This window comes from Paracoccus chinensis (assembly GCF_900102885.1).
Lineage (GTDB): Bacteria > Pseudomonadota > Alphaproteobacteria > Rhodobacterales > Rhodobacteraceae > Paracoccus > Paracoccus chinensis.
Map to the genome: position 1 here is coordinate 315,845 of NZ_FNGE01000003.1, position 17,751 is coordinate 333,595.

The 17,751-nt window shown below is 67.9% G+C and carries 18 protein-coding genes and 1 other RNA gene; 7 read left to right on the forward strand and 12 right to left on the reverse strand.

Annotated elements, in window-relative coordinates; translation table 11 throughout:
* The first annotated feature begins 40 nt into the window (after nt 1–40).
* Nucleotides 41–955, forward strand: coding sequence for an AEC family transporter (locus BLQ03_RS05210; RefSeq protein ID WP_090753613.1), 915 nt, complete (start codon nt 41–43; stop codon nt 953–955).
* On the opposite strand, the gene BLQ03_RS05215 is transcribed toward BLQ03_RS05210, so the two are convergent.
* The 6 genes from BLQ03_RS05215 to BLQ03_RS05240 form a co-directional block, all read right to left on the reverse strand.
* On the reverse strand, nt 952–2,175 hold the full coding sequence (locus tag BLQ03_RS05215; RefSeq protein WP_090753615.1) for a glycosyltransferase: 1,224 nt from the start codon (nt 2,173–2,175) through the stop codon (nt 952–954). The genes BLQ03_RS05210 and BLQ03_RS05215 overlap by 4 nt on opposite strands.
* Nucleotides 2,172–3,758 (reverse strand): ABC transporter ATP-binding protein, encoded by a 1,587-nt coding sequence (locus tag BLQ03_RS05220; RefSeq protein ID WP_090753710.1) that lies wholly within the window; start codon nt 3,756–3,758, stop codon nt 2,172–2,174. Before BLQ03_RS05220 ends, BLQ03_RS05215 begins: the two co-directional genes overlap by 4 nt.
* Before the next feature lie 173 nt (nt 3,759–3,931).
* On the reverse strand, nt 3,932–5,038 hold the full coding sequence (locus tag BLQ03_RS05225) for an ABC transporter permease (RefSeq protein ID WP_090753617.1): 1,107 nt from the start codon (nt 5,036–5,038) through the stop codon (nt 3,932–3,934).
* Nucleotides 5,035–6,111, reverse strand: coding sequence for a microcin C ABC transporter permease YejB (locus BLQ03_RS05230; protein WP_090753618.1), 1,077 nt, complete (start codon nt 6,109–6,111; stop codon nt 5,035–5,037). Before BLQ03_RS05230 ends, BLQ03_RS05225 begins: the two co-directional genes overlap by 4 nt.
* Before the next feature lie 28 nt (nt 6,112–6,139).
* Nucleotides 6,140–8,002: an extracellular solute-binding protein gene (locus tag BLQ03_RS05235; RefSeq protein ID WP_090753620.1), complete on the reverse strand. Its 1,863-nt coding sequence runs from the start codon at nt 8,000–8,002 to the stop codon at nt 6,140–6,142.
* A 181-nt stretch (nt 8,003–8,183) separates the two neighbouring features.
* Nucleotides 8,184–8,717 carry a c-type cytochrome gene (locus BLQ03_RS05240; protein WP_090753622.1) on the reverse strand — a complete coding sequence of 178 codons (534 nt, stop codon included), beginning with the start codon at nt 8,715–8,717 and terminating at the stop codon, nt 8,184–8,186.
* 182 nt (nt 8,718–8,899) lie between these two features.
* On the opposite strand from BLQ03_RS05240, the gene BLQ03_RS05245 reads away from it, so the two are divergent.
* Nucleotides 8,900–9,808 (forward strand): prephenate dehydratase, encoded by a 909-nt coding sequence (locus tag BLQ03_RS05245; RefSeq protein WP_090753623.1) that lies wholly within the window; start codon nt 8,900–8,902, stop codon nt 9,806–9,808.
* Nucleotides 9,809–9,820: 12 nt separating this feature from the next.
* On the opposite strand, the gene BLQ03_RS05250 is transcribed toward BLQ03_RS05245, so the two are convergent.
* Complete coding sequence (locus BLQ03_RS05250) at nt 9,821–10,195, reverse strand: hypothetical protein (protein WP_245688681.1); 375 nt, start codon at nt 10,193–10,195, stop codon at nt 9,821–9,823.
* 219 nt (nt 10,196–10,414) lie between these two features.
* Between BLQ03_RS05250 and ffs the strand changes: the two genes are divergently transcribed.
* An RNA gene (gene ffs / locus BLQ03_RS05255) (signal recognition particle sRNA small type) lies at nt 10,415–10,511 on the forward strand.
* 9 nt (nt 10,512–10,520) lie between these two features.
* Here ffs and BLQ03_RS05260 read toward each other — a convergent pair.
* Both BLQ03_RS05260 and nudC read right to left on the reverse strand, forming a co-directional pair.
* A complete protein-coding gene (locus tag BLQ03_RS05260; RefSeq protein WP_090753626.1) occupies nt 10,521–10,898 on the reverse strand; it encodes a translation initiation factor 2 in 378 nt (125 codons plus the stop codon).
* A gap of 78 nt (nt 10,899–10,976) precedes the next feature.
* Nucleotides 10,977–11,903: an NAD(+) diphosphatase gene (nudC, locus tag BLQ03_RS05265; protein WP_090753628.1), complete on the reverse strand. Its 927-nt coding sequence runs from the start codon at nt 11,901–11,903 to the stop codon at nt 10,977–10,979.
* 171 nt (nt 11,904–12,074) lie between these two features.
* Between nudC and BLQ03_RS05270 the strand changes: the two genes are divergently transcribed.
* From BLQ03_RS05270 to BLQ03_RS05285, 4 genes are read left to right on the forward strand one after another with little or no spacing between them, the layout of a single operon-like run.
* On the forward strand, nt 12,075–13,853 hold the full coding sequence (locus BLQ03_RS05270; protein WP_090753629.1) for a DNA polymerase III subunit gamma/tau: 1,779 nt from the start codon (nt 12,075–12,077) through the stop codon (nt 13,851–13,853).
* A 4-nt stretch (nt 13,854–13,857) separates the two neighbouring features.
* Nucleotides 13,858–14,202, forward strand: a complete 345-nt coding sequence (locus BLQ03_RS05275; RefSeq protein WP_090753631.1) for a YbaB/EbfC family nucleoid-associated protein — start codon at nt 13,858–13,860, stop codon at nt 14,200–14,202.
* 1 nt (nt 14,203) lies between these two features.
* Nucleotides 14,204–14,803 carry a recombination mediator RecR gene (gene recR / locus BLQ03_RS05280; protein WP_090753633.1) on the forward strand — a complete coding sequence of 200 codons (600 nt, stop codon included), beginning with the start codon at nt 14,204–14,206 and terminating at the stop codon, nt 14,801–14,803.
* Nucleotides 14,804–14,861: 58 nt separating this feature from the next.
* The gene (locus BLQ03_RS05285; RefSeq protein WP_217629658.1) at nt 14,862–15,338 is read left to right on the forward strand and encodes a thioesterase family protein; all 477 of its coding nucleotides are present in this window, start codon (nt 14,862–14,864) and stop codon (nt 15,336–15,338) included.
* 58 nt (nt 15,339–15,396) lie between these two features.
* On the opposite strand, the gene BLQ03_RS05290 is transcribed toward BLQ03_RS05285, so the two are convergent.
* From BLQ03_RS05290 to glcF, 3 genes are all read right to left on the reverse strand, one after another.
* On the reverse strand, nt 15,397–15,870 hold the full coding sequence (locus BLQ03_RS05290) for an Hsp20 family protein (protein ID WP_090753636.1): 474 nt from the start codon (nt 15,868–15,870) through the stop codon (nt 15,397–15,399).
* Between the two features lie 129 nt (nt 15,871–15,999).
* Complete coding sequence (locus BLQ03_RS05295) at nt 16,000–16,449, reverse strand: VOC family protein (protein ID WP_090753637.1); 450 nt, start codon at nt 16,447–16,449, stop codon at nt 16,000–16,002.
* Nucleotides 16,446–17,750 (reverse strand): glycolate oxidase subunit GlcF, encoded by a 1,305-nt coding sequence (gene glcF / locus BLQ03_RS05300; protein ID WP_090753639.1) that lies wholly within the window; start codon nt 17,748–17,750, stop codon nt 16,446–16,448. Before glcF ends, BLQ03_RS05295 begins: the two co-directional genes overlap by 4 nt.
* Nucleotide 17,751 lies beyond the last annotated feature (1 nt).

Genomic DNA, 17,751 nt, shown 5'->3' on the forward strand with positions numbered 1-17,751 from the left:
GCGCCCCCGGTCCCAGCCCTGCCCACCCGGTGTCCTGCAGATGACGACGCAGGTCCTTGCCGCGCTGTCCCCCGTAGTCCTGCTGATCGCGCTGGGCGTCCTGCTGCGCCGGCGCCGCTTCCTGGACGAACGTTTCTGGCCGCAGGCCGAACGGCTCAGCTATTTCATCCTGCTGCCCAGCCTGTTCTTCCACGGCCTCGTCACCGCCGAGATCGAGGCGCTGCCCATTGCAGAACTGACCCTCACGCTAGTCGCGGCAATAGTGGTAGTGGCGGCGCTGACGCTGGCGGCGCGGCCCCTGATGCGGATCGACGGGCCGGGGTTCACCTCGGTCTTTCAGGGCAGCATCCGCTTCAACAACTATGTCGGCGTGACGCTGGCCGCCGGGCTGTTTCCCGAGAACGGCATCGCGCTGGCGGCGATCTGCAACGCGGTGATCGTGCCCACGGTCAACATCCTCAGCGTGCTGGTGTTTGCCCGCCATGGGACCGTGCGGCTGGGTCTGCGCCGGGTCGCGCGGCAAGTTGCTACGAACCCGCTGGTGCTGGCTTCGCTGGCGGGGATCGCAGCCAAGGCGGCGGGGCTGCAGATGCCGCCGGGGATCGGGCCTGCCATGCGCTCGCTGGGCGCGGCCTCGCTGCCGCTGGGGCTGCTTTGCGTCGGCGCGGCGCTGGAGTTCGCGGGCGCCCGGCGGTGGATCCGACCGGTTGCCATTGCCTCGATGCTGAAGTTCGGGGCGATGCCGCTGGCGACCATGGCCGTGGCTTTGCTGGTGGGCCTGAGCGGCGAGGCGCTGGTGACGGCTCTGGTCTTCCAGGTGCTGCCGACGGCCTCGTCCTCCTATATCCTCGCGCGGCAGCTGGGCGGGGATGCGCCGCTGATGGCAGGCATCACCGCCGTCCAGACGGTGCTGGCCGTCGCGACGATCCCGCTGGTCCTCGCCCTGCTGCTCTAGGCCGCGGGGCCGAAGCCTTCGACCCAGTCGATCAGGCGCGGCAGGCTGTGGCGCCGAAGGTCATAGGCGCTGGTGATCGTCGCCCGCGCCGCGGCCTTCACGCGCGCGGCCTGGGGATCACCTTCGAGGGCGCGGATCAGGGCGGCTTCCAGCGCAGCGGGGTCGTGGAAGGGGACAAGCCGGCCGTTCTCTCCGTCGCGGACCAGTTCGCGCACCGGCTCGGTGTCCGAGCCGACGATCAGGCAGCCCGCCGACATCGCCTCGGTCAGCGACCAGCTGAGGACGAAGGGGTAGGTCAGGTAGCAGTGGACGCGCGAGACCTGCAGCGTGGACAGGTAGGTGCCATAGGGCACGCGGCCCATAAAATGCACGCGGTCGAGCGGCAGGCGGTCCCCCACCTCGGCCAGCATCTTGGCTTTCCAGCTTTCCGCGTCCGAGGGCTTGCCGCCGTAGCTGACGCCCTCGGCCCCGATCACGACCACCTGCGCCTGTGGCCGTGCCGCCAGCACGGCGGGCAGCGCGCGCATGAAGACATGGAAGCCGCGATAGGGTTCCAGCGAGCGCGACACGTAAGTCAGCACCTCGTCGCCCGCGCGCAGGACGCGGCCATCGGGCAGCGTCAGCGTGGCTGAGGGGTCGGGCCTCACCCGGTCGGTGTCGATGCCGTCGTGGATGACGGTCAGCTTGGACCGCAATTCGGGCGGGAAGCTGTCCGCCTGGTAGCGCGTAGGCGACAAGCCCGCGTCGGCCTGCACCAGTCCCTGGATCAGGTGGGCCGAGCGGGCGACGGTCCGTACCCGCGCCTCGTCGGTGCCGGGGCTGATCTCGGGGTCGAAGCCGACGTCCTGGCCGCGGGTGCGATACATCAGTTCGGCATAGACCAGCAGCTTGGCGTCGGGCCAGATCTCGCGCAGGAACAGCGTCTCGCCCCAGCCGGAATGGCCGAAGATCACGTCGGGGGTATAGCCGTGGCGGTCGCGCAGCGCCCGTGCGCCTCGTGCGGCCAGCCAGCCGCGTTCGGCCATCTCGGCATAGGTCCGCCCCAGCGGGTGGCTGGTCGTCACCTGCGGGGGCTTGGCATATTTCACCACGCGCACCGGGCTGGGACGTTCGTTCGCCTCGTCCGTCAGCGCCAGCACGTCATGGCCGCGGGCGGCAAGCGCGGGGGCGAGATGGGGAAACTGGCCGGGAAAATTCTGGTGGACGAAAAGGATCTTCAACTGGGCCGTTCTTTGCTGTCGTGGAAGGCTGCGGCCATCAGCGCGCGGGTGTAATCGCTTTTCGGCGCGTCGAAGACCTGCGCGGTCGTGCCCTGTTCCACCACGTCGCCCGCGCGCATCACCAGGATCTGGTGGCTCATGGCGCGGACCACGCGCAGGTCGTGGCTGATGAACAGGAAGGCGAGCCCGTGGCGCCGCTGCAACTCGCGCAGAAGCTCGACGATCTGGACCTGCACGGTCATGTCGAGGGCGCTGGTCGGCTCGTCCAGAACAACCACCTTGGGCCGCAGGATCATGGCGCGGGCAATGGCGATGCGCTGGCGCTGGCCGCCTGAAAATTCATGCGGATAGCGGTCCATCGTTGTGGGATCGAGGCCGACCTCGGCCATGATCTCGGCCACCATCTGGCGCGGGTCGCGGCCTTTTTCGACGCCGTGGACGCCCAGCCCTTCGGCGATGATCTGGCCCACGGTCATGCGGGGGGACAGGCTGCCGAAGGGGTCTTGGAAGACGATCTGCATGTCGCGGCGCAACCGGCGCAATCCGCGGCCCTGCAGCGTGGAGATGTCGCGGCCCATGTAGACGATGGGTCCATTGCTCTCGATCAGCCGCATGATCGCCAGCGCGAGCGTCGTCTTGCCCGAGCCTGATTCGCCCACGATCCCCAGCGTCTCGCCTGCGCGGACCCGCAGGGTGGCGGCGTTCACGGCCTTCACATGGCCCACGGTGCGGCGCAGGAAGCCGCGCTTGATCGGGAACCAGACGCGCAGGTTGTCAGTCGAGACAATCTCGGGCGCGGCGGGATCGATGGGCTCGGCGATGCCCTTGGGCTCGGCGGCCAGCAGCTTTCGCGTATATGGGTGGCGGGGGTTGCTGAAGATTTCCTCGACCGGTCCCTGTTCCACGATCTCGCCGCCCTGCATGACGCAGACGCGGTCGGCGATGCGGCGCACGATGCCGAGGTCGTGGCTGATGAACAGCATCGACAACCCCTCGTCGCGCTTGAGCTCGGCCAGCAGATCGAGGATCTGCGCCTGGATCGTCACGTCCAGCGCAGTTGTGGGTTCGTCCGCGATCAGCAGTTCCGGCCCGTTCGCCAGCGCCATGGCGATCATGACGCGCTGTCGCTGGCCGCCCGACAGCTGGTGCGGATAGTCCGCCAGCCGGCTTTCGGCATCGCGGATGCCGACGCGGTCCAGCAGTTCCACGATCCGCGCCCGCGCCGCAGCCCCGGTCAGTCCTTGGTGCAGCGCGAGGCTTTCGCCGATCTGCCGTTCCAGCGTGTGAAGCGGGTTCAGCGAGGTCATCGGCTCCTGGAAGACGAAGCTGATGTCGTTGCCGCGCACGGCGCGCAGCTTCGCCTCGGGTGCGCCGATCATCTCGGCGCCGTTGTAGCGGACGCTGCCCTCGATCTGCGCCGAGGCGCCGAGCAACTTGACGGTCGCCAGCGCCGTCACCGACTTGCCCGAGCCAGATTCGCCTACCAGCGCGACCGTCTCGCCCCGCTTGACGGTGAAGCTGACGCCCTTGACGGCGGGGGTTGAGCGGCCCTCGTTCACGAAGCTGATGCGCAGGTCGCGGATGTCGAGAACGGCTTCGGCATCGACCTTGGACCGGGGCTCTGCCCTTGATCCGCCAAGGCTTGCCTCGGCCGTCCGGCGGTTCGGCTCGGCCGGGACAGCGGCAGCCTCGCCCGCAGCGGGGATGACCGGGGGAACCGAGGCGGCGGGCGGGGCCGCGGGATTGCGGGGATTGTTCACCGGAAGGTCTTTCGCGGGTCGAAGGCGTCGCGGATGCCCTCGAAGATGAAGACCAGAAGCGACAGCATGATGGCGAAGGTGAAGAAGGCGGCAAAGCCCAGCCACGGCGCCTGCAGGTTCTGCTTGGCCTGCAGCGCCAGTTCCCCCAGCGACGGGGCCGAGGCGGGCAACCCGTAGCCAAGGTAGTCCAGCGCGGCGAGGCTGGAGATCGTGCCGGTCACGACAAAGGGAAGCATGGTCAGCGTCGCCACCATCGCGTTGGGCAGGATGTGGCGGAACATGATCGTGCGGTCGTTCACGCCCAAGGCCCGCGCGGCGCGGACATATTCGAAGTTGCGGGCGCGCAGGAACTCGGCCCGGACGACGCCGACCAGCGCAGGCCAGCCGAAGAGGATCGAGACGAAGACCAGCAGCCAGAAGCTGCGCCCGAGGATCGCGAAGAGGATGATGATGACGTAAAGCGAGGGGGTCGAGCCCCAGATCTCCAGCAGCCGCTGGAAGATCAGGTCGGTGCGGCCGCCGAAATAGCCCTGCACCGCCCCGGCCGCGATGCCAAGCGCCGAGGCGATCACCGTCACGATCAGCGTGAACAGGATCGACAGGCGGAAGCCGTAGATGACGCGGGCCAGCACGTCCCGGGCCGTGTCGTCCGTGCCCAGCCAATGCGCGGCGTCAGGCGCCGAGGGCGCGGTACCGACGTTGTTGATCGTGCGGTAGTGGTAGGGGATCGGCGGCCAGATGGTCCAGCCGCGCTGGATCTCCTCGCCGTTCACTGTGCCGGCGCTGCGGGCCTCGGCGATGGTGCCCTCGGGCGCGTCCCAGCATTCCTCGCGCCCGCCCGAGATGATGAGGCATTCCACCGACGGATCGGTGTAGTTGGCTTCCGTCCCGAAGTCTCCGCCGAAGGCCGTCTCGGGGTAGAAGCGGTAGGCGGGGAAGTAGAGCTCGCCGCGATAGCTGGCGACGATGGGCTTGTCGTTGGCGATGACCTCGGCCAGCAGCGACAGCACGAAGAGCGCGGCGAAGATCACCAGCGACCAGAAGGCGCGGCGGTTGCGGCGAAAGTTGCGCCAGCGGCGCTGATTCAGGGGCGACAGCTTCATCCGGCGCGGCTTTCGAAGTCGATGCGCGGATCGACCAGCACATAGGTCAGGTCCGACAGGATGCCGACCAGCAGGCCCATCAGGCCGAAGACGTAAAGCGTGCCGAAGATCACCGGATAGTCGCGCTGCACCGCGGCCTCGAAGCCCAGTCGCCCGAGGCCGTCCAGCGAGAAGATCGTCTCGATCAGGATGCTTGATCCGAAGAAGACTCCAAGGAACAGCGACGGGAAGCCCGCGATCACGATGAGCATGGCGTTGCGGAAGACATGGCCATAGAGCACCCGCCGTTCCGCCAGCCCCTTGGCGCGGGCGGTCATCACGTATTGCTTGTTGATCTCGTCGAGGAAGCTGTTCTTCGTCAGCAGCGTCAGCGTGGCGAAGCTGGCGATGGTCGAGGCGATCACCGGCAGGGTGATGTGCCACAGGTAGTCCTTGACCTTGCCCCAGGCCGACAGCGTTTCCCAGTTGTCGCTGGTCAGCCCCCGCAGCGGGAAGATCTGCCAGTAGCTGCCGCCCGCGAACAGCACCATCAGCAGGACGGCGAACAGGAAGCCGGGGATCGCATAGCCCACGATCACCGCGCTGGAGGTCCAGGTGTCGAAGGGTGTCCCGTCCCGTACCGCCTTGCGGATGCCCAGCGGAATCGAGATCAGATAGGCCAGCAGTGTGGACCACAGACCCAAGGTGATCGACACCGGCATCTTCTCGATCACCAGATCGACCACGGAAATCGACCGGAACCAGGACTCCCCGAAATCGAAGCGCAGGTAGTCCCACAGCATGGACAGGAAGCGCTGGACGGGAGGCTTGTCGAAGCCGAACTCGCGTTCCAGTTCCGCGATGAACTCGGGCGGAAGCCCTTGGGCACCGGCGTAACGTTCGGTGGATGCACCCTGTCCCGCGTCGCCCCCACCCGCGATGTTGCGGAAGACGTCGCCCTCGCCCTGGACGCGGGCCACGATCTGCTCGATCGGGCCGCCGGGGACGAACTGGGTCAGGGTGAAGTTGACCAGCATGATGCCGATCAGCGTGGGGATGATCAGCAGCAGCCGCCGCAGAAGATATGCGCCCATCGGATTCCCTGCCCGCGCCTGCGGCCGGTTAGCGGATCGCCCCGGCTTTTCTCAGCGCCTCCGCCTTATCCGCGTCATACCACCAGAAATCAAGCTCACCCAGCGCGTAGGGGGGCATCGTCCCGGGGTGGCCGAACATGTCCCAATAGGCGACGGTGTGCTTGGCCTTGAACCACTGCGGCACCCAGAAATGCATCGCCCGCAGGCTGCGGTCCAAGGCATGGACGCCCGTGGTCAGTTCCTCCTGCGTGGTGGCCGCCTCGATATGAGAGATCAGCCGGTCCACGGCCGGGTTCGCCAACCCCATGACGTTGAACACATCGTCAGTGGATTTCGAGCCGAAATACTGCTGCAGCCCCGAGCCGGGGATCGGGTCCTGCCCCAGGTTGCCCGTGATCACGTCGAAATCGTGGTTGCGGCGGCGATCCTCAAGCTGGGCGTCGTCCACCCGCTCGTTCACCGCGTCGATCCCCAGCGTCCGCAGGTTTTCCACCCACGGATTGATCACGCGGTCGAAGGTCTGCGAGTCGTTCAGGATCTGCACCCGCAGCGGCTGGCCTTGCGCGTTGCGGCGGATGCCGTCGCGGCTGCCTTCCGGGATGGTCCAGCCCGCCTCGTCCAGCAGGGCTGCGGCGCGGCGCAGATTGCCCCGGTCCATCTGCCGCTCGCCGCTGACCGGCGGCACTGCGGCTTCCTCGGTGAAGACGCCCGGCGGCAGGTCGGCGCGCAGGGGCTCCAGCAGGGCAAGCTCGGCCTCGCTGGGCATCCCCTCGGCCTTCAGGGGGCTGTTGTCCCAGAAGCTCGTGATGCGTTCGTAAAGCCCGTAAAACAGCGTCGCGTTCGACCATTCGAAGTTGAAGACCATCCCGATCGCCTGACGCACGCGGGGGTCCTGGAACTGCGGGCGGCGCAGGTTGATGGCCCAAGCCTGGCCGCTGGCGATGTTGCCGTCCTCCAATTCCTCCTTCTTCACCCATCCGTTCGTGAAGGCGGGGAAGTCGTAGCGGGTCGCCCAGTGGATCGAGGAGGCCTCGTTGCGGAAGGTATAGGCGCCCGCTTTGAAGGCCTCGAAGGCCGAATCATAGTCGCCGAAATACTCGATGCGGATGCGGTCGAAATTGTGGCGGCCGCGGTTGATCGGCAGGTCCGCGCCCCAATAGTCGGGGTTGTGCTTCCAGCTGACGGAACGGCCCATGTCGGCGCTGTCGAACATGTAGGGCCCCGAGCCGACATATGGCTTGGACGAGCTTTCCGCGATGTCGCGGTTGTTCGTCTCGAAGTCGGCCTTCGAGAAGACCGGCAGGCCGCCCACTGCCTGGATCACGTCGCGGCGCGGATAATCGGGGGTGAAGGTGAAGCGGATGCGGCGGTCGTCCAGCACCTCGGCCGAGGCCACCATCTGCGAAATCACCGCGCGAAACGAGGACAGCCCCTTGTCGCGCAGTGTTTCATAGGAAAACAGCACATCCGCCGAGGTCATCGGCGTGCCGTCGGAAAAGGTGATCCCCTCGCGCAGGGTGAAGATCGCCCAGTCGCGGCTTTCAGGATATTCGACCGTCTCGCACAGCAGGCAGTAGGCCGCGCCGATCTCGTCCGCCGTGCCCTCCATCAGGCTTTCCAGCATGACCGTGGACAGTGCCGCGCCCCGGCCCTTGACGGTGAAGGGGTTGTAGCTGTCGAAGCCCCCCGCCGCCCATTCGCTGATTTCGCCGCCCTTCGGCGCATCGGGATTGACGTAGGGCAGATGAGGGAAGTCGGCGGGCAGCCGCAGCGCGTCAAAGGTGCCGATCCCGTGCGAGACGATGGTGGCCCCCGTCGGGGCCTGCGCCTGCGCCTGCGCAGCCCCAAGCGCCAGCACCGCCGCCCAGACCAGATTGCGTTTCGCGGCCATGCCTCGCCCCCTTCCGCTGAAGCCGCTTCCGGGACGCGGAGCGGCGATGGCCCGACGCTAAGACAGGGCGCGCGCGGCCCGCAAGCGGGCTGTCAGCTTTGTGACAGCGCCCGCCCGGCGCGCATGAAAAAGGCGCGGGTCCCGCCCGCGCCCTGGTATCCGTGCCTTGTGGGCCGTTGGATCAGTTCGTGGTCTGCAGATAGGCCACCAGGTTCGCACGCTCTTCCGCGCTCTTGATGCCGGCAAAGGCCATCTTGGTGCCGGGGACATGCGCCTTCGGGTTGGTGATGAAGGCGTTCAACTCCTCGGGCGTCCAGGCGCCTTCGTGGGCGGCCATGGCGTCCGAATAGTTGTAGCCCTCGGCCGCGGCCACGTCGCGGCCCACGACGCCGTTCAGGTGCGGACCCACGGCGTCTGCACCGTCCAGCTTGTGGCACGACTTGCACTTGCCGAAGGACTTTTCCCCCGCCGCGGCATCGGCCGAGGCCAGCAGCGTGGCGAAGTCGGGGCCTTCCTCGACCACCTCTTCCGCGGCGGCATCGTCACCGCCCTCGACCGGGATGCGATAAGCCTGCGGAATTTCCTCGCCCTCGGCCACATGGCCCGAGAAGCCGACGTGATACAGCGATGACGCGAACCAGGAAACCAGCATCAGGAACAGCAGCGAGCCGATCAGCGCGGCGGCCGCTTTGGTCACTGTCATCGTGTTGAACATGGCGTATTTCCTTGCGGTCGCAGCTTTGATCTGCGCGCTATCTATCCGCTTTCACTTTGCCGGTTCAAGGTATAGTTCGGCCCCGTCCGCCGATTGCCGGGACGGCATTCCACCATCCTGCCGTAGGCGGCCCCATCCCGCAACGCGCCCGTCGCGGCGCCCTTTCCGCCCCAGGTGCCCCGATGACCGACCTTTCCCCTTCCGTCGCTCCCACCCCCGGAACGGCTGTCAGCGGGAAGATCGCCTTCCAGGGAGAACCCGGCGCCTATTCCCACGAGGCCTGCCGCCGTGCCCGCCCGGGGATGGAGGCCATGCCCTGCGCCACCTTCGAGGACACGGTCGAGGCCTGCCGGTCCGGCGCGGCCGACCTTGCCATGCTGCCGGTCGAGAACTCGACCTACGGCCGCGTCGCCGACATCCACCACCTGCTGCCCGAATCCGGCCTGCACATCGTGGATGAAACCTTCGTGCGTGTGCATATCAGCCTGCTGGGCGTGCGCGGTGCCCGGCTAGAGGACATCACCGAGGCAATGAGCCACACGGTCCTTCTGGGCCAGTGCCGCAACTTCCTGCGCCGCCACAACATCCGCACCATCACCGGGCCCGACACCGCGGGCAGTGCCCTGATGGTGGCCCAGGCGGGCGAGCGGCAGCGCGCCGCGCTGGCCAGCCCTCTTGCCGGCGAGATCTACGGGCTGGACAGCCTGGCCGAGCAGATCGAGGACCGGCAGAACAACACCACGCGCTTCCTGATCATGGCGCGCGAGCCCGACTATGCCCGCCGCCCGAACCGCGACGGGCACGGCAAGATGCTGACCAGCTTTGTCTTCCGCGTCCGCAACATCCCGGCCGCGCTTTACAAGGCGATGGGCGGCTTCGCGACGAACGGCGTCAACATGACCAAGCTGGAAAGCTACATGGTGGACGGCAATTTCACCGCGACCCAGTTCTATGCCGACATCGAGGGCCACCCCGAGGACCCGGCCGTCGCCCGCGCCTTGGATGAGCTGCGCTATTTCACCTCGGTCCTGACGATCCTGGGGGTCTATCCGGCCGACCCGCTGCGGGCCGAACAAAGGGCGGGCCGCTAAGGCACGCCGCTTTCAGGCGCGGCGGCTGGTCAGGTCGCCGAAGAACTTGCTGACACGCTCGGCGAACTTGCGGTCAAGCTGCGCCTTGCCCAGCTTGGCCGTCTGCAGCATCAGCCGCGCCCGCATGTTGCGCGGCTTGACCTCGACCTCGAACATCAGGCGCGACTTGCTGCGGGTCAGCGCGATCACTGTCATCTCGATGCTGACGTCCAGCGGCTCGGACCGTCCGAGAATCATGATCTTCTCGGGGCGGTCGAACTGCGTGACGTCCAGGCGCAGTTCGCGCCGCTTGCCGCGCAGGTCGAAGGCCATGTCCCAGGCCATTCCGGCACCCGGCTCATGCGCGGGGTCCACGCGCCGGACAGCCGCACCGCGCCGGACGAGCATGCGCTCCATCCTGGCAAAATCACTGATCGCGTCGAAAAGCTGATCCGCCGAAAGTCCGGTATCCTGGCGCAGTGAAAACTTCATTTTGCGTCCATCACGAGCCTTGAAAATCCGGCGCGTCTTATCCGGCGACAAGAAATGTTACAAGGCAACCCCTGATTGTCCTGCAGCAATTCTGCGGGCTTGCATTGTCGCGCGCCCTGCCCTATCTGTCCAGTCGAGAGGTTGGCGCGGGCAGGCGCCTCGCCAACCCGGTCAGGTCCGGAAGGAAGCAGCCGTAACGAGCCCCGCTTGGGTCGTTGTCCAGCCTCTCACCCCTTTCCCCTCAGCAATCCAGCGCGACGTTCACGGGGTTCGGGACCAGTTCCAGCATCGCGCCGCTGCCGGAATCGACCGCGGCCCCGATCAGGCCACCGACCAGAACGTTGCCGGCCATGGCCGCGCCGCCTCCGCTGGAAACGCGGTTCGTCACCCGGATCTGCTGGGGCTTGCAACGCTCCTTCTGCACAAGGACGTTCAGCTCGGACTTGCGCGGCACCTTGAAGGTGCAGGGCGTGGCGTTGCAGGTCTGCCCGTCGCTCATCTTGACCTGCGCCCCGCCGGGCGTCGAATTGACGACCAGCGCGTCGTTCGTTCCGCGCGTGATGGTGGCACATCCCGCCGTCAGTCCCACCAGCCCGATCATCATCAGTTTGGAAAGCATCGCATCTTCCTGTCGCTTCCGTGACCGGGATACAGGGAAGGTGCTTAACATCGGATTTCGGCGGGAAAGCCGGATAATTCAAATGCCTTCCATTGCGGCGTCCCGCACCCACCGTGCCAGCAGCCATCCGGCGATCGATCCCGGGCGCGGCGCTCGCAGGGTTGGGTGCGTGGCCTCCATGATGCGCGCCAGTTCCTCGCGGCTGACCCAGCGGGCATCCTCCAGCTCATTGGGATCGAGCGTGATCTCGTCGCTTTCCGCCTCGCCCACCATGCCCAGCATCAGAGAGGCGGGGAACGGCCAGGGCTGGCTGGTGGCATAGCGCACGGCGCCGACGCGGATGCCGGTTTCCTCCAGCACCTCGCGGCGGACGGCTGCCTCGATGGTCTCGCCGGGCTCGATGAAGCCGGCGAGGCAGGAATACATCCCCTCGGGCCAGCCGGGGGATCGGCCGATCAGCGCGCGCTCGCCCCGCGTGACCAGCATGATGACGACCGGGTCCGTGCGCGGGAAATGCGCGGTCCCGCAGGCCGGGCAGACCCGCTGCCAGCCGGATTGGCGCGGCTGCGAGGGTTGCCCGCAGGCCGCGCAGAAGCGGTGGCTGTTGTGCCAGCCGGTCAGCGCGCGGGCAGTCGCGGCCAACTCGGCGTCCAGCGGAGAAAGACGTGACATGACGCCCCGCAACTCGACGAAGCGGGCACCTTCGATCTCGGGATGAACCTGCTCGGTCGGGTCGAAGAACATCTGCGTCTCGGGCAGCGAGGGCGGTGTCCAAGCGGAAATGTCGCGCGCCGCGACTGCCTGCGTGCCGTCGAAGCCCAGCAGCACCGGCTCGCCTCCCTCGGCCAGAGCCGGATGGCCGGGGGCGAGACGCACCAGCCGCTCGCCCTCGATGCAGACCTTGCCGCGCCAGACCGGCAGCACCAGCGCGTCCTTCTGCCAGTCGTCCCCGCCGCGCCGGTCCGCCGCGCGGTCCAGCCCGCCGCCCGAAAATGCCAGATCCATCCCTGCCCCCGTCTTTCCGCGCCACCCTGACGCCAAGGCAGGGCAAAGCCAACATCTTCTGTCCCCAAAATATCCCCGCCGGAGGCACGCCCGGCCTTGGGCCGGGTGTTCTTGCAACCGTTGCCCTCGCCCGCCGCGCCGCCTACATTCCCCCGGTCAGACGAGGACCGAATGCCCGACACCCCCGCCTACCAGGTGCTCGCCCGGAAATACCGGCCGGAAACCTTCGCCGACCTGGTCGGCCAGGACGCCATGGTCCGCACGCTGCAGAACGCCTTTGCGGCGGACCGCATCGCGCAGGCCTTCATCATGACCGGCATACGGGGCACCGGGAAGACGACCACCGCGCGGATCATCGCCAAGGGCATGAACTGCATCGGCCCGGACGGCACCGGCGGGCCCACGACCAACCCCTGCGGTGTCTGCGAGCATTGCGTGGCCATCGCGGAAGGGCGCCACGTGGACGTGCTTGAAATGGACGCCGCTTCGCGCACGGGCGTCAACGACATCCGCGAGATCATTGAATCCGTTCACTATCGGGCGGCCTCGGCGCGCTACAAGATCTACATCATCGACGAGGTGCACATGCTCAGCACCTCGGCCTTCAACGCGCTTCTGAAGACGCTCGAGGAACCTCCGCCGCACGTGAAGTTCATCTTCGCGACCACTGAAATCAGGAAGGTTCCCGTCACCGTCCTGTCGCGCTGCCAACGCTTCGACCTGCGTCGGATCGAGCCCGAGGTGATGATCGCCCTTCTCCGCAAGATCGCCAATGCGGAAGGCGCGCAGATCACCGACGACGCGCTGGCGCTGATCACCCGCGCGGCCGAAGGCTCGGCCCGCGACGCGACCTCGCTTCTGGATCAGGCGATCAGCCACGGCGCGGGGGAGACCACCGCCCCACAGGTACGCGCCATGCTGGGGCTGGCGGACCGCGGCCGGGTGCTCGACCTCTTCGACATGATCCTGCGGGGTGCGGCGGCCGAGGCACTGGCCGAGTTGCAGTCGCAATATGCCGAGGGCGCGGACCCGCTGGCGGTGCTGAGGGACCTCGCCGAGATCACCCACTGGGTCAGCCTCGTGAAGATCACGCCCGATGCCGCCGAGGACCCCACCATCGGCCCCGACGAGCGCACCCGCGGCCGCGAGATGGCCGAGCGCATCCCCATGCGCGCGCTCACCCGCCTGTGGCAGATGCTGCTGAAGGCGCTGGAGGAGGTCTCGGCAGCCCCGAACGCCATGATGGCGGCGGAAATGGCGATCATCCGCCTGACCCACGTGGCCGACCTGCCCGACCCCGAGGCGCTGATCCGCCGCGTTCAGGCGGGACAGGCTGCGGGCGAACTCGCGCGCCCTGCCATGCAGGCGCAGCGCGCGCCCACCCATGCCGCGCCCAGCCACCAGATGTCCGCGCCGCGCCCGGCCCGTATGGCGGCGGGCGGCGCCATCGCGCTGGCACCCGAGCCTCAGATCGCGGCGGACGCCTTGGCGGCCTATCCCGACTTCACCTCGGTCGTGGACCTCATCCGGCGGATGCGGGACATGATCCTGCTGACGCAGGTCGAGGATCACATCCGCCTTGTCCGCTATGCCCCCGGCCGGATCGAGTTCCAGCCGACGCCCGACGCCCCGCGCGACCTCGCCCAGCGTTTGGGCGAACGCCTGCGCGGCTGGACCGGCGGCGCCCGCTGGGCGGTTTCCATCGTGGACCAGGGCGGCGGCCCGACGATCAGCGAGCAGAAGGCGGCCATCCGCGCCGCCGCCGAGGCCGAGGCGATGAAGAACCCCGTGATCGCCGCGATCTTCGCGGCTGCCCCCGGCGCGCGGTTCAAGGCGATCCGCGACGAGACGCCGCCGCCGGTGGACGATGAAACGGAAGACCTGCACGGCACCTCGCAGGGCGCGGTCGCGGCGGTCGAGGAATGGGATCCCTTCGAGGACGAGGAGTAAGACGATGAAGAACCCCTTCGGAGGGATCGGCGACCTAGGCAAGATGATGGCGGCCGCCCGTGACATGCAGGGCAAGGTCGAGGAGTTCCAGAAGACGCTGGAAACCCTGACCGTGACTGGCGAGGCCGGCGCGGGACTGGTCCGCGCCACCGCCAATGCCAAGGGCGAGCTGAAGGGGCTGGAGATCGACCCCTCGATCTTCGTGCCATCCGAGAAGCAGGTGGTCGAGGACCTGATCCTGGCTGCCATCAAGGACGCGCAGGAAAAGGCCGTGGCACGGGCGCAATCCGAGGGTCAGCGACTTGCGGGCGACATGGGCCTGCCGCCGGGCATGAAGCTGCCCTTCTGACGTGACCGAGGGCAGCGACGACATCCAGACGCTGATCGCCCAGATCGCGCGGCTGCCGGGACTTGGGCCAAGGTCCGCCCGCCGCGTCGTGCTGGCGCTGGTCCGGCGGCGCACGGGCCAGATGGCGCAACTGGCGCAACTGATGGCGACCGTTGCGGAACGGTCCCGCGAATGCACCCGCTGCGGTAACATCGGCGAATCCGACCTTTGCCCCATCTGCGCCGATCCCAAGCGCGCGAATGGCGAGTTGTGCGTGGTCGAGGACGTGGCCGACCTCTGGGCGCTGGAACGCGGCCGGGCCTTCCGGGGCCGCTATCACGTCCTCGGCGGCACCTTGTCGGCGTTAGACGAGATCGGGCCGGACCAGCTCGGCATCCCCCGCCTGATCGGGCGCGTGGGAGAGGAAGGCATCTCCGAGGTGATCCTCGCGCTGAACGCCACGGTGGAGGGCCAGACCACGGCCCATTACATCGCCGAGGCGCTGGAAGGCACCGGCGTCACCGTCACCGGCCTGGCGCAGGGCGTGCCCATCGGGGGCGAACTCGACTATCTCGACGACGGCACCATCAGCGCTGCGCTCCGTGCAAGACGGCGCCTGTAGGGTGCGTGCTCTGCACGCACCTTGCCCCTACGGGCGTTCCATGTCAGCGGAGGACAGATTGACCACTCCCTTCACCAGCCCGCCGATGCAGGTCGAGCAGGAATGGACCGATTACAACGGCCACCTGAACATGGCCTATTACCACCTGCTGTTCGATCGCGCGGTGGATGCGGCCTTGGTGCCTCTAGGGCTGGGACCGGAGGTCGCCGCCGAAACCGGCGCTTCGGTCTTCACCGCGCAGGCCCAGGTGCATTACCTGCGCGAACTCCAGACCGGTGACAGCGTGGTGGTGGAGACGCGGCTGATCGAACACGACTCAAAGCGGCTGCATTACGTCCAGACCATGCGCCGGGTCGGAGAGGACGAACCCGCCGCCATCAGCGAGAACCTGGTGTTGCACGTCGATCTGAACACCCGCCGCGTGGCGCCCTTCGCGCCCGAGGTGCTGGCCCGGATCGCCGATGCGGTAGCCGCCCATGCGGACCTGCCGCTGCCGAAACAGGTGGGACACCGCGTCGGGCTGCGGCGCGACTGACACGAAAAAGGGGCGCGCGGGTGTCCCCGCAGCGCCCCCGATGCCTCGCCTGAACCGATCAGGCGTCCAGCTTCTTGACCTCTTCGGCCTCCAGCGTCTGGGCCGCCGATTTCGAGATCTCGATCTTGCGCGGCTTCAGAGCCTCGGGCACTTCGCGCACCAGGTCGATGTGCAGCATGCCGTCGACATGGCTCGCGCCCGTCACGCGGACATGGTCGGCCAGCGCGAACTTGCGTTCAAAGGCGCGGGTCGCGATGCCGCGATGCAGGAAGGTGCGGTTCTCGTCTTCCTCGACCTTGCGGGCCGACACGATCACGGCGCCATCCTTCATCTCGACCGACAGGTCGTCCGCGGTGAAGCCCGCGACGGCGATCGAGATGCGATAAGCGTTCTCGCCCATCTTTTCGATGTTGTACGGAGGATAGGTGGGCGTCGCGATGTCCGAGGCCAGAGCGCGGTCCACCAGGTCGGCGATGCGGTCAAAGCCGATCGACGCACGGTACAGCGGAGTCAGGTCCATAGTGCTACGCATGGGTCGCATCCTTTTCAGCGATGTGAACAGTGCTGCCCCCCGGAAACCGGGCAGGCGGTACGCCGGCGCCATCTTGCCCTCCGGCTGACAGAAATCTGGGAAGCGGTCCCCGACCTGTCAAGGGGTCGGTCAGGTCGAGGGCACACCCTTCGGGGCCCAGATCGCGGGGTCCGCAAGCTCGATAGAATTGCCCGCAGGGTCGCGGAAATAGAGGGACCGTCGGCCGTTCGGCCACAGGAAATCGGCCTCGATCCCGATGCCGTGGTTTTCCAGATGCGCGCGCCAGCGGTCCAGCGCCTCGGGTGCGACGGCAAGGCAGGCGTGGCCGGGGCCCCGCGCCCCATGCGGGGGCACGGGCTGGTCGGCGTCGGCTTTCGGCGGCACTTCGGTCGCCTCGGGATTGAAGACCAGCAGCACCTGAGGGCGCGGCTGGTCGACCGTGCGGAAGAAGACATGGCGGCCGGGGACGCTGACGATCTCCTCCAGCCCCATGATGTCGGTCCAGAACATCCGCGCCGCGTCGAGGTCGTCGGCATAGAGCGCGGTTTCCAGCGTCCCCAGCAGCGGCGGAATGGTCATGCGGCGTGCTCCAGTTCCGTCAGCGCGGCGGGACGCGGGCCGCCCGTCGCCCAGTCGAGCAACTCGACCGTGTGGACGATGGGGACACCGGTGCCCTGCCCGATCTGCATCATGCAGCCGATGTTGCCTGCGGCGATCACCTGCGGGCCGGTCGCCTCGAGCGTGCGGACCTTGCGGTCGCGCAGGGCTGCGGACATTTCCGGCTGAAGCAGGTTGTAGGTCCCGGCCGAGCCGCAGCAGAGATGCGGGTCCGCCGGCGTCACCACCGTCGCCCCCGCCTGCCCCAGCAGCGCCTTGGGGGCCGCGACGATGCGCTGGCCGTGCTGCAGCGAGCAGGCCGCGTGATAGGCGACGCGCAGGGAGAGCGGTTGCGTGACGGGCGGCAGGCCGTGGCTGTCGAGGAACTCGGTCACATCGCGGGCGAGGCCCGCCACGCGCTCGGCCCCCGCGCGATCGGGGTCCTGGGCAAAGAGGTGGCCGTAATCCTTGACCGCCGTCCCGCAGCCCGAGGTGTTGACGATGATCGCGTCCAGGGGCGCCTCGGCGTCGGCGGCGAGGAAGGCGCGGATCGTCGAACGGGCGGTCTCGCGTGCCTGGTCGTCGCGACCCATGTGGTGGGTCAGCGCGCCGCAGCAGCCGAGGTTGGGCGGGATCACCACCTCGCAGCCCGCGCGGCGCAGCAGGCGGATGGTGGACTCGTTGATGTCCGCGTTCAGCGCCTTCTGCGCGCAGCCGGTCAGGATGGCGACGCGGGCGCGCTTGGGGCCGATGGGCGCATAGGTCATGCCCCGGTCGTCGGCCGCGGGGCCAACGATGCGGGGCGGCGCCATCTCGACCATCGCGCGCAGGCGGCGGTCGGGCATCAGCCGGGCGAAGGGCTTGGCCAGCTTCGCGCCCACCAGCGCCATGCGGAAGCGGCCGGGATGCGGCAGCACCCAGGCCAGCAGCGAGCGCAGCGCCCGGTCGCGCCACGGGCGGCGGTAGGTCTTTTCGATATGGACCCGCGCGTGGTCGATCAGGTGCATGTAGTCCACGCCCGAGGGGCAGGTCGTCATGCAGGCCAGGCAGGACAGGCAGCGGTCGAGGTGCAGCGTAGTCTTCTCATCCGCCGGACGGCCGGACTCCAGCATGTCCTTGATGAGGTAGATGCGCCCGCGCGGGCTGTCGAGTTCGTCGCCCAAGACCTGATAGGTCGGGCAGGTCGCCGTGCAGAACCCGCAATGCACGCAGGTCCGCAGGATCTTGTTGGCGGTGGCGATCCCGGGATCAGCCAGCTGTTCAGGGGTAAAGTTCGTCTGCATC

What these genes read in the sequence shown, in the direction of transcription:
- BLQ03_RS05240 (WP_090753622.1), bottom strand. Translation starts at nt 8,717, where the DNA reads ATGTTCAACACGATGACAGTGACCAAAGCGGCCGCCGCGCTGATCGGC.
- BLQ03_RS05295 (WP_090753637.1), bottom strand. Translation starts at nt 16,449, where the DNA reads ATGACCATTCCGCCGCTGCTGGGGACGCTGGAAACCGCGCTCTATGCC.
- BLQ03_RS05210 (WP_090753613.1), top strand. Translation starts at nt 41, where the DNA reads ATGACGACGCAGGTCCTTGCCGCGCTGTCCCCCGTAGTCCTGCTGATC.
- BLQ03_RS05245 (WP_090753623.1), top strand. Translation starts at nt 8,900, where the DNA reads ATGACCGACCTTTCCCCTTCCGTCGCTCCCACCCCCGGAACGGCTGTC.
- BLQ03_RS05250 (WP_245688681.1), bottom strand. Translation starts at nt 10,195, where the DNA reads ATGCTCGTCCGGCGCGGTGCGGCTGTCCGGCGCGTGGACCCCGCGCAT.
- BLQ03_RS05260 (WP_090753626.1), bottom strand. Translation starts at nt 10,898, where the DNA reads ATGCTTTCCAAACTGATGATGATCGGGCTGGTGGGACTGACGGCGGGA.
- nudC (WP_090753628.1), bottom strand. Translation starts at nt 11,903, where the DNA reads ATGGATCTGGCATTTTCGGGCGGCGGGCTGGACCGCGCGGCGGACCGG.
- BLQ03_RS05270 (WP_090753629.1), top strand. Translation starts at nt 12,075, where the DNA reads ATGCCCGACACCCCCGCCTACCAGGTGCTCGCCCGGAAATACCGGCCG.
- BLQ03_RS05230 (WP_090753618.1), bottom strand. Translation starts at nt 6,111, where the DNA reads ATGGGCGCATATCTTCTGCGGCGGCTGCTGCTGATCATCCCCACGCTG.
- BLQ03_RS05235 (WP_090753620.1), bottom strand. Translation starts at nt 8,002, where the DNA reads ATGGCCGCGAAACGCAATCTGGTCTGGGCGGCGGTGCTGGCGCTTGGG.
- BLQ03_RS05225 (WP_090753617.1), bottom strand. Translation starts at nt 5,038, where the DNA reads ATGAAGCTGTCGCCCCTGAATCAGCGCCGCTGGCGCAACTTTCGCCGC.
- BLQ03_RS05275 (WP_090753631.1), top strand. Translation starts at nt 13,858, where the DNA reads ATGAAGAACCCCTTCGGAGGGATCGGCGACCTAGGCAAGATGATGGCG.
- BLQ03_RS05290 (WP_090753636.1), bottom strand. Translation starts at nt 15,870, where the DNA reads ATGCGTAGCACTATGGACCTGACTCCGCTGTACCGTGCGTCGATCGGC.
- glcF (WP_090753639.1), bottom strand. Translation starts at nt 17,750, where the DNA reads ATGCAGACGAACTTTACCCCTGAACAGCTGGCTGATCCCGGGATCGCC.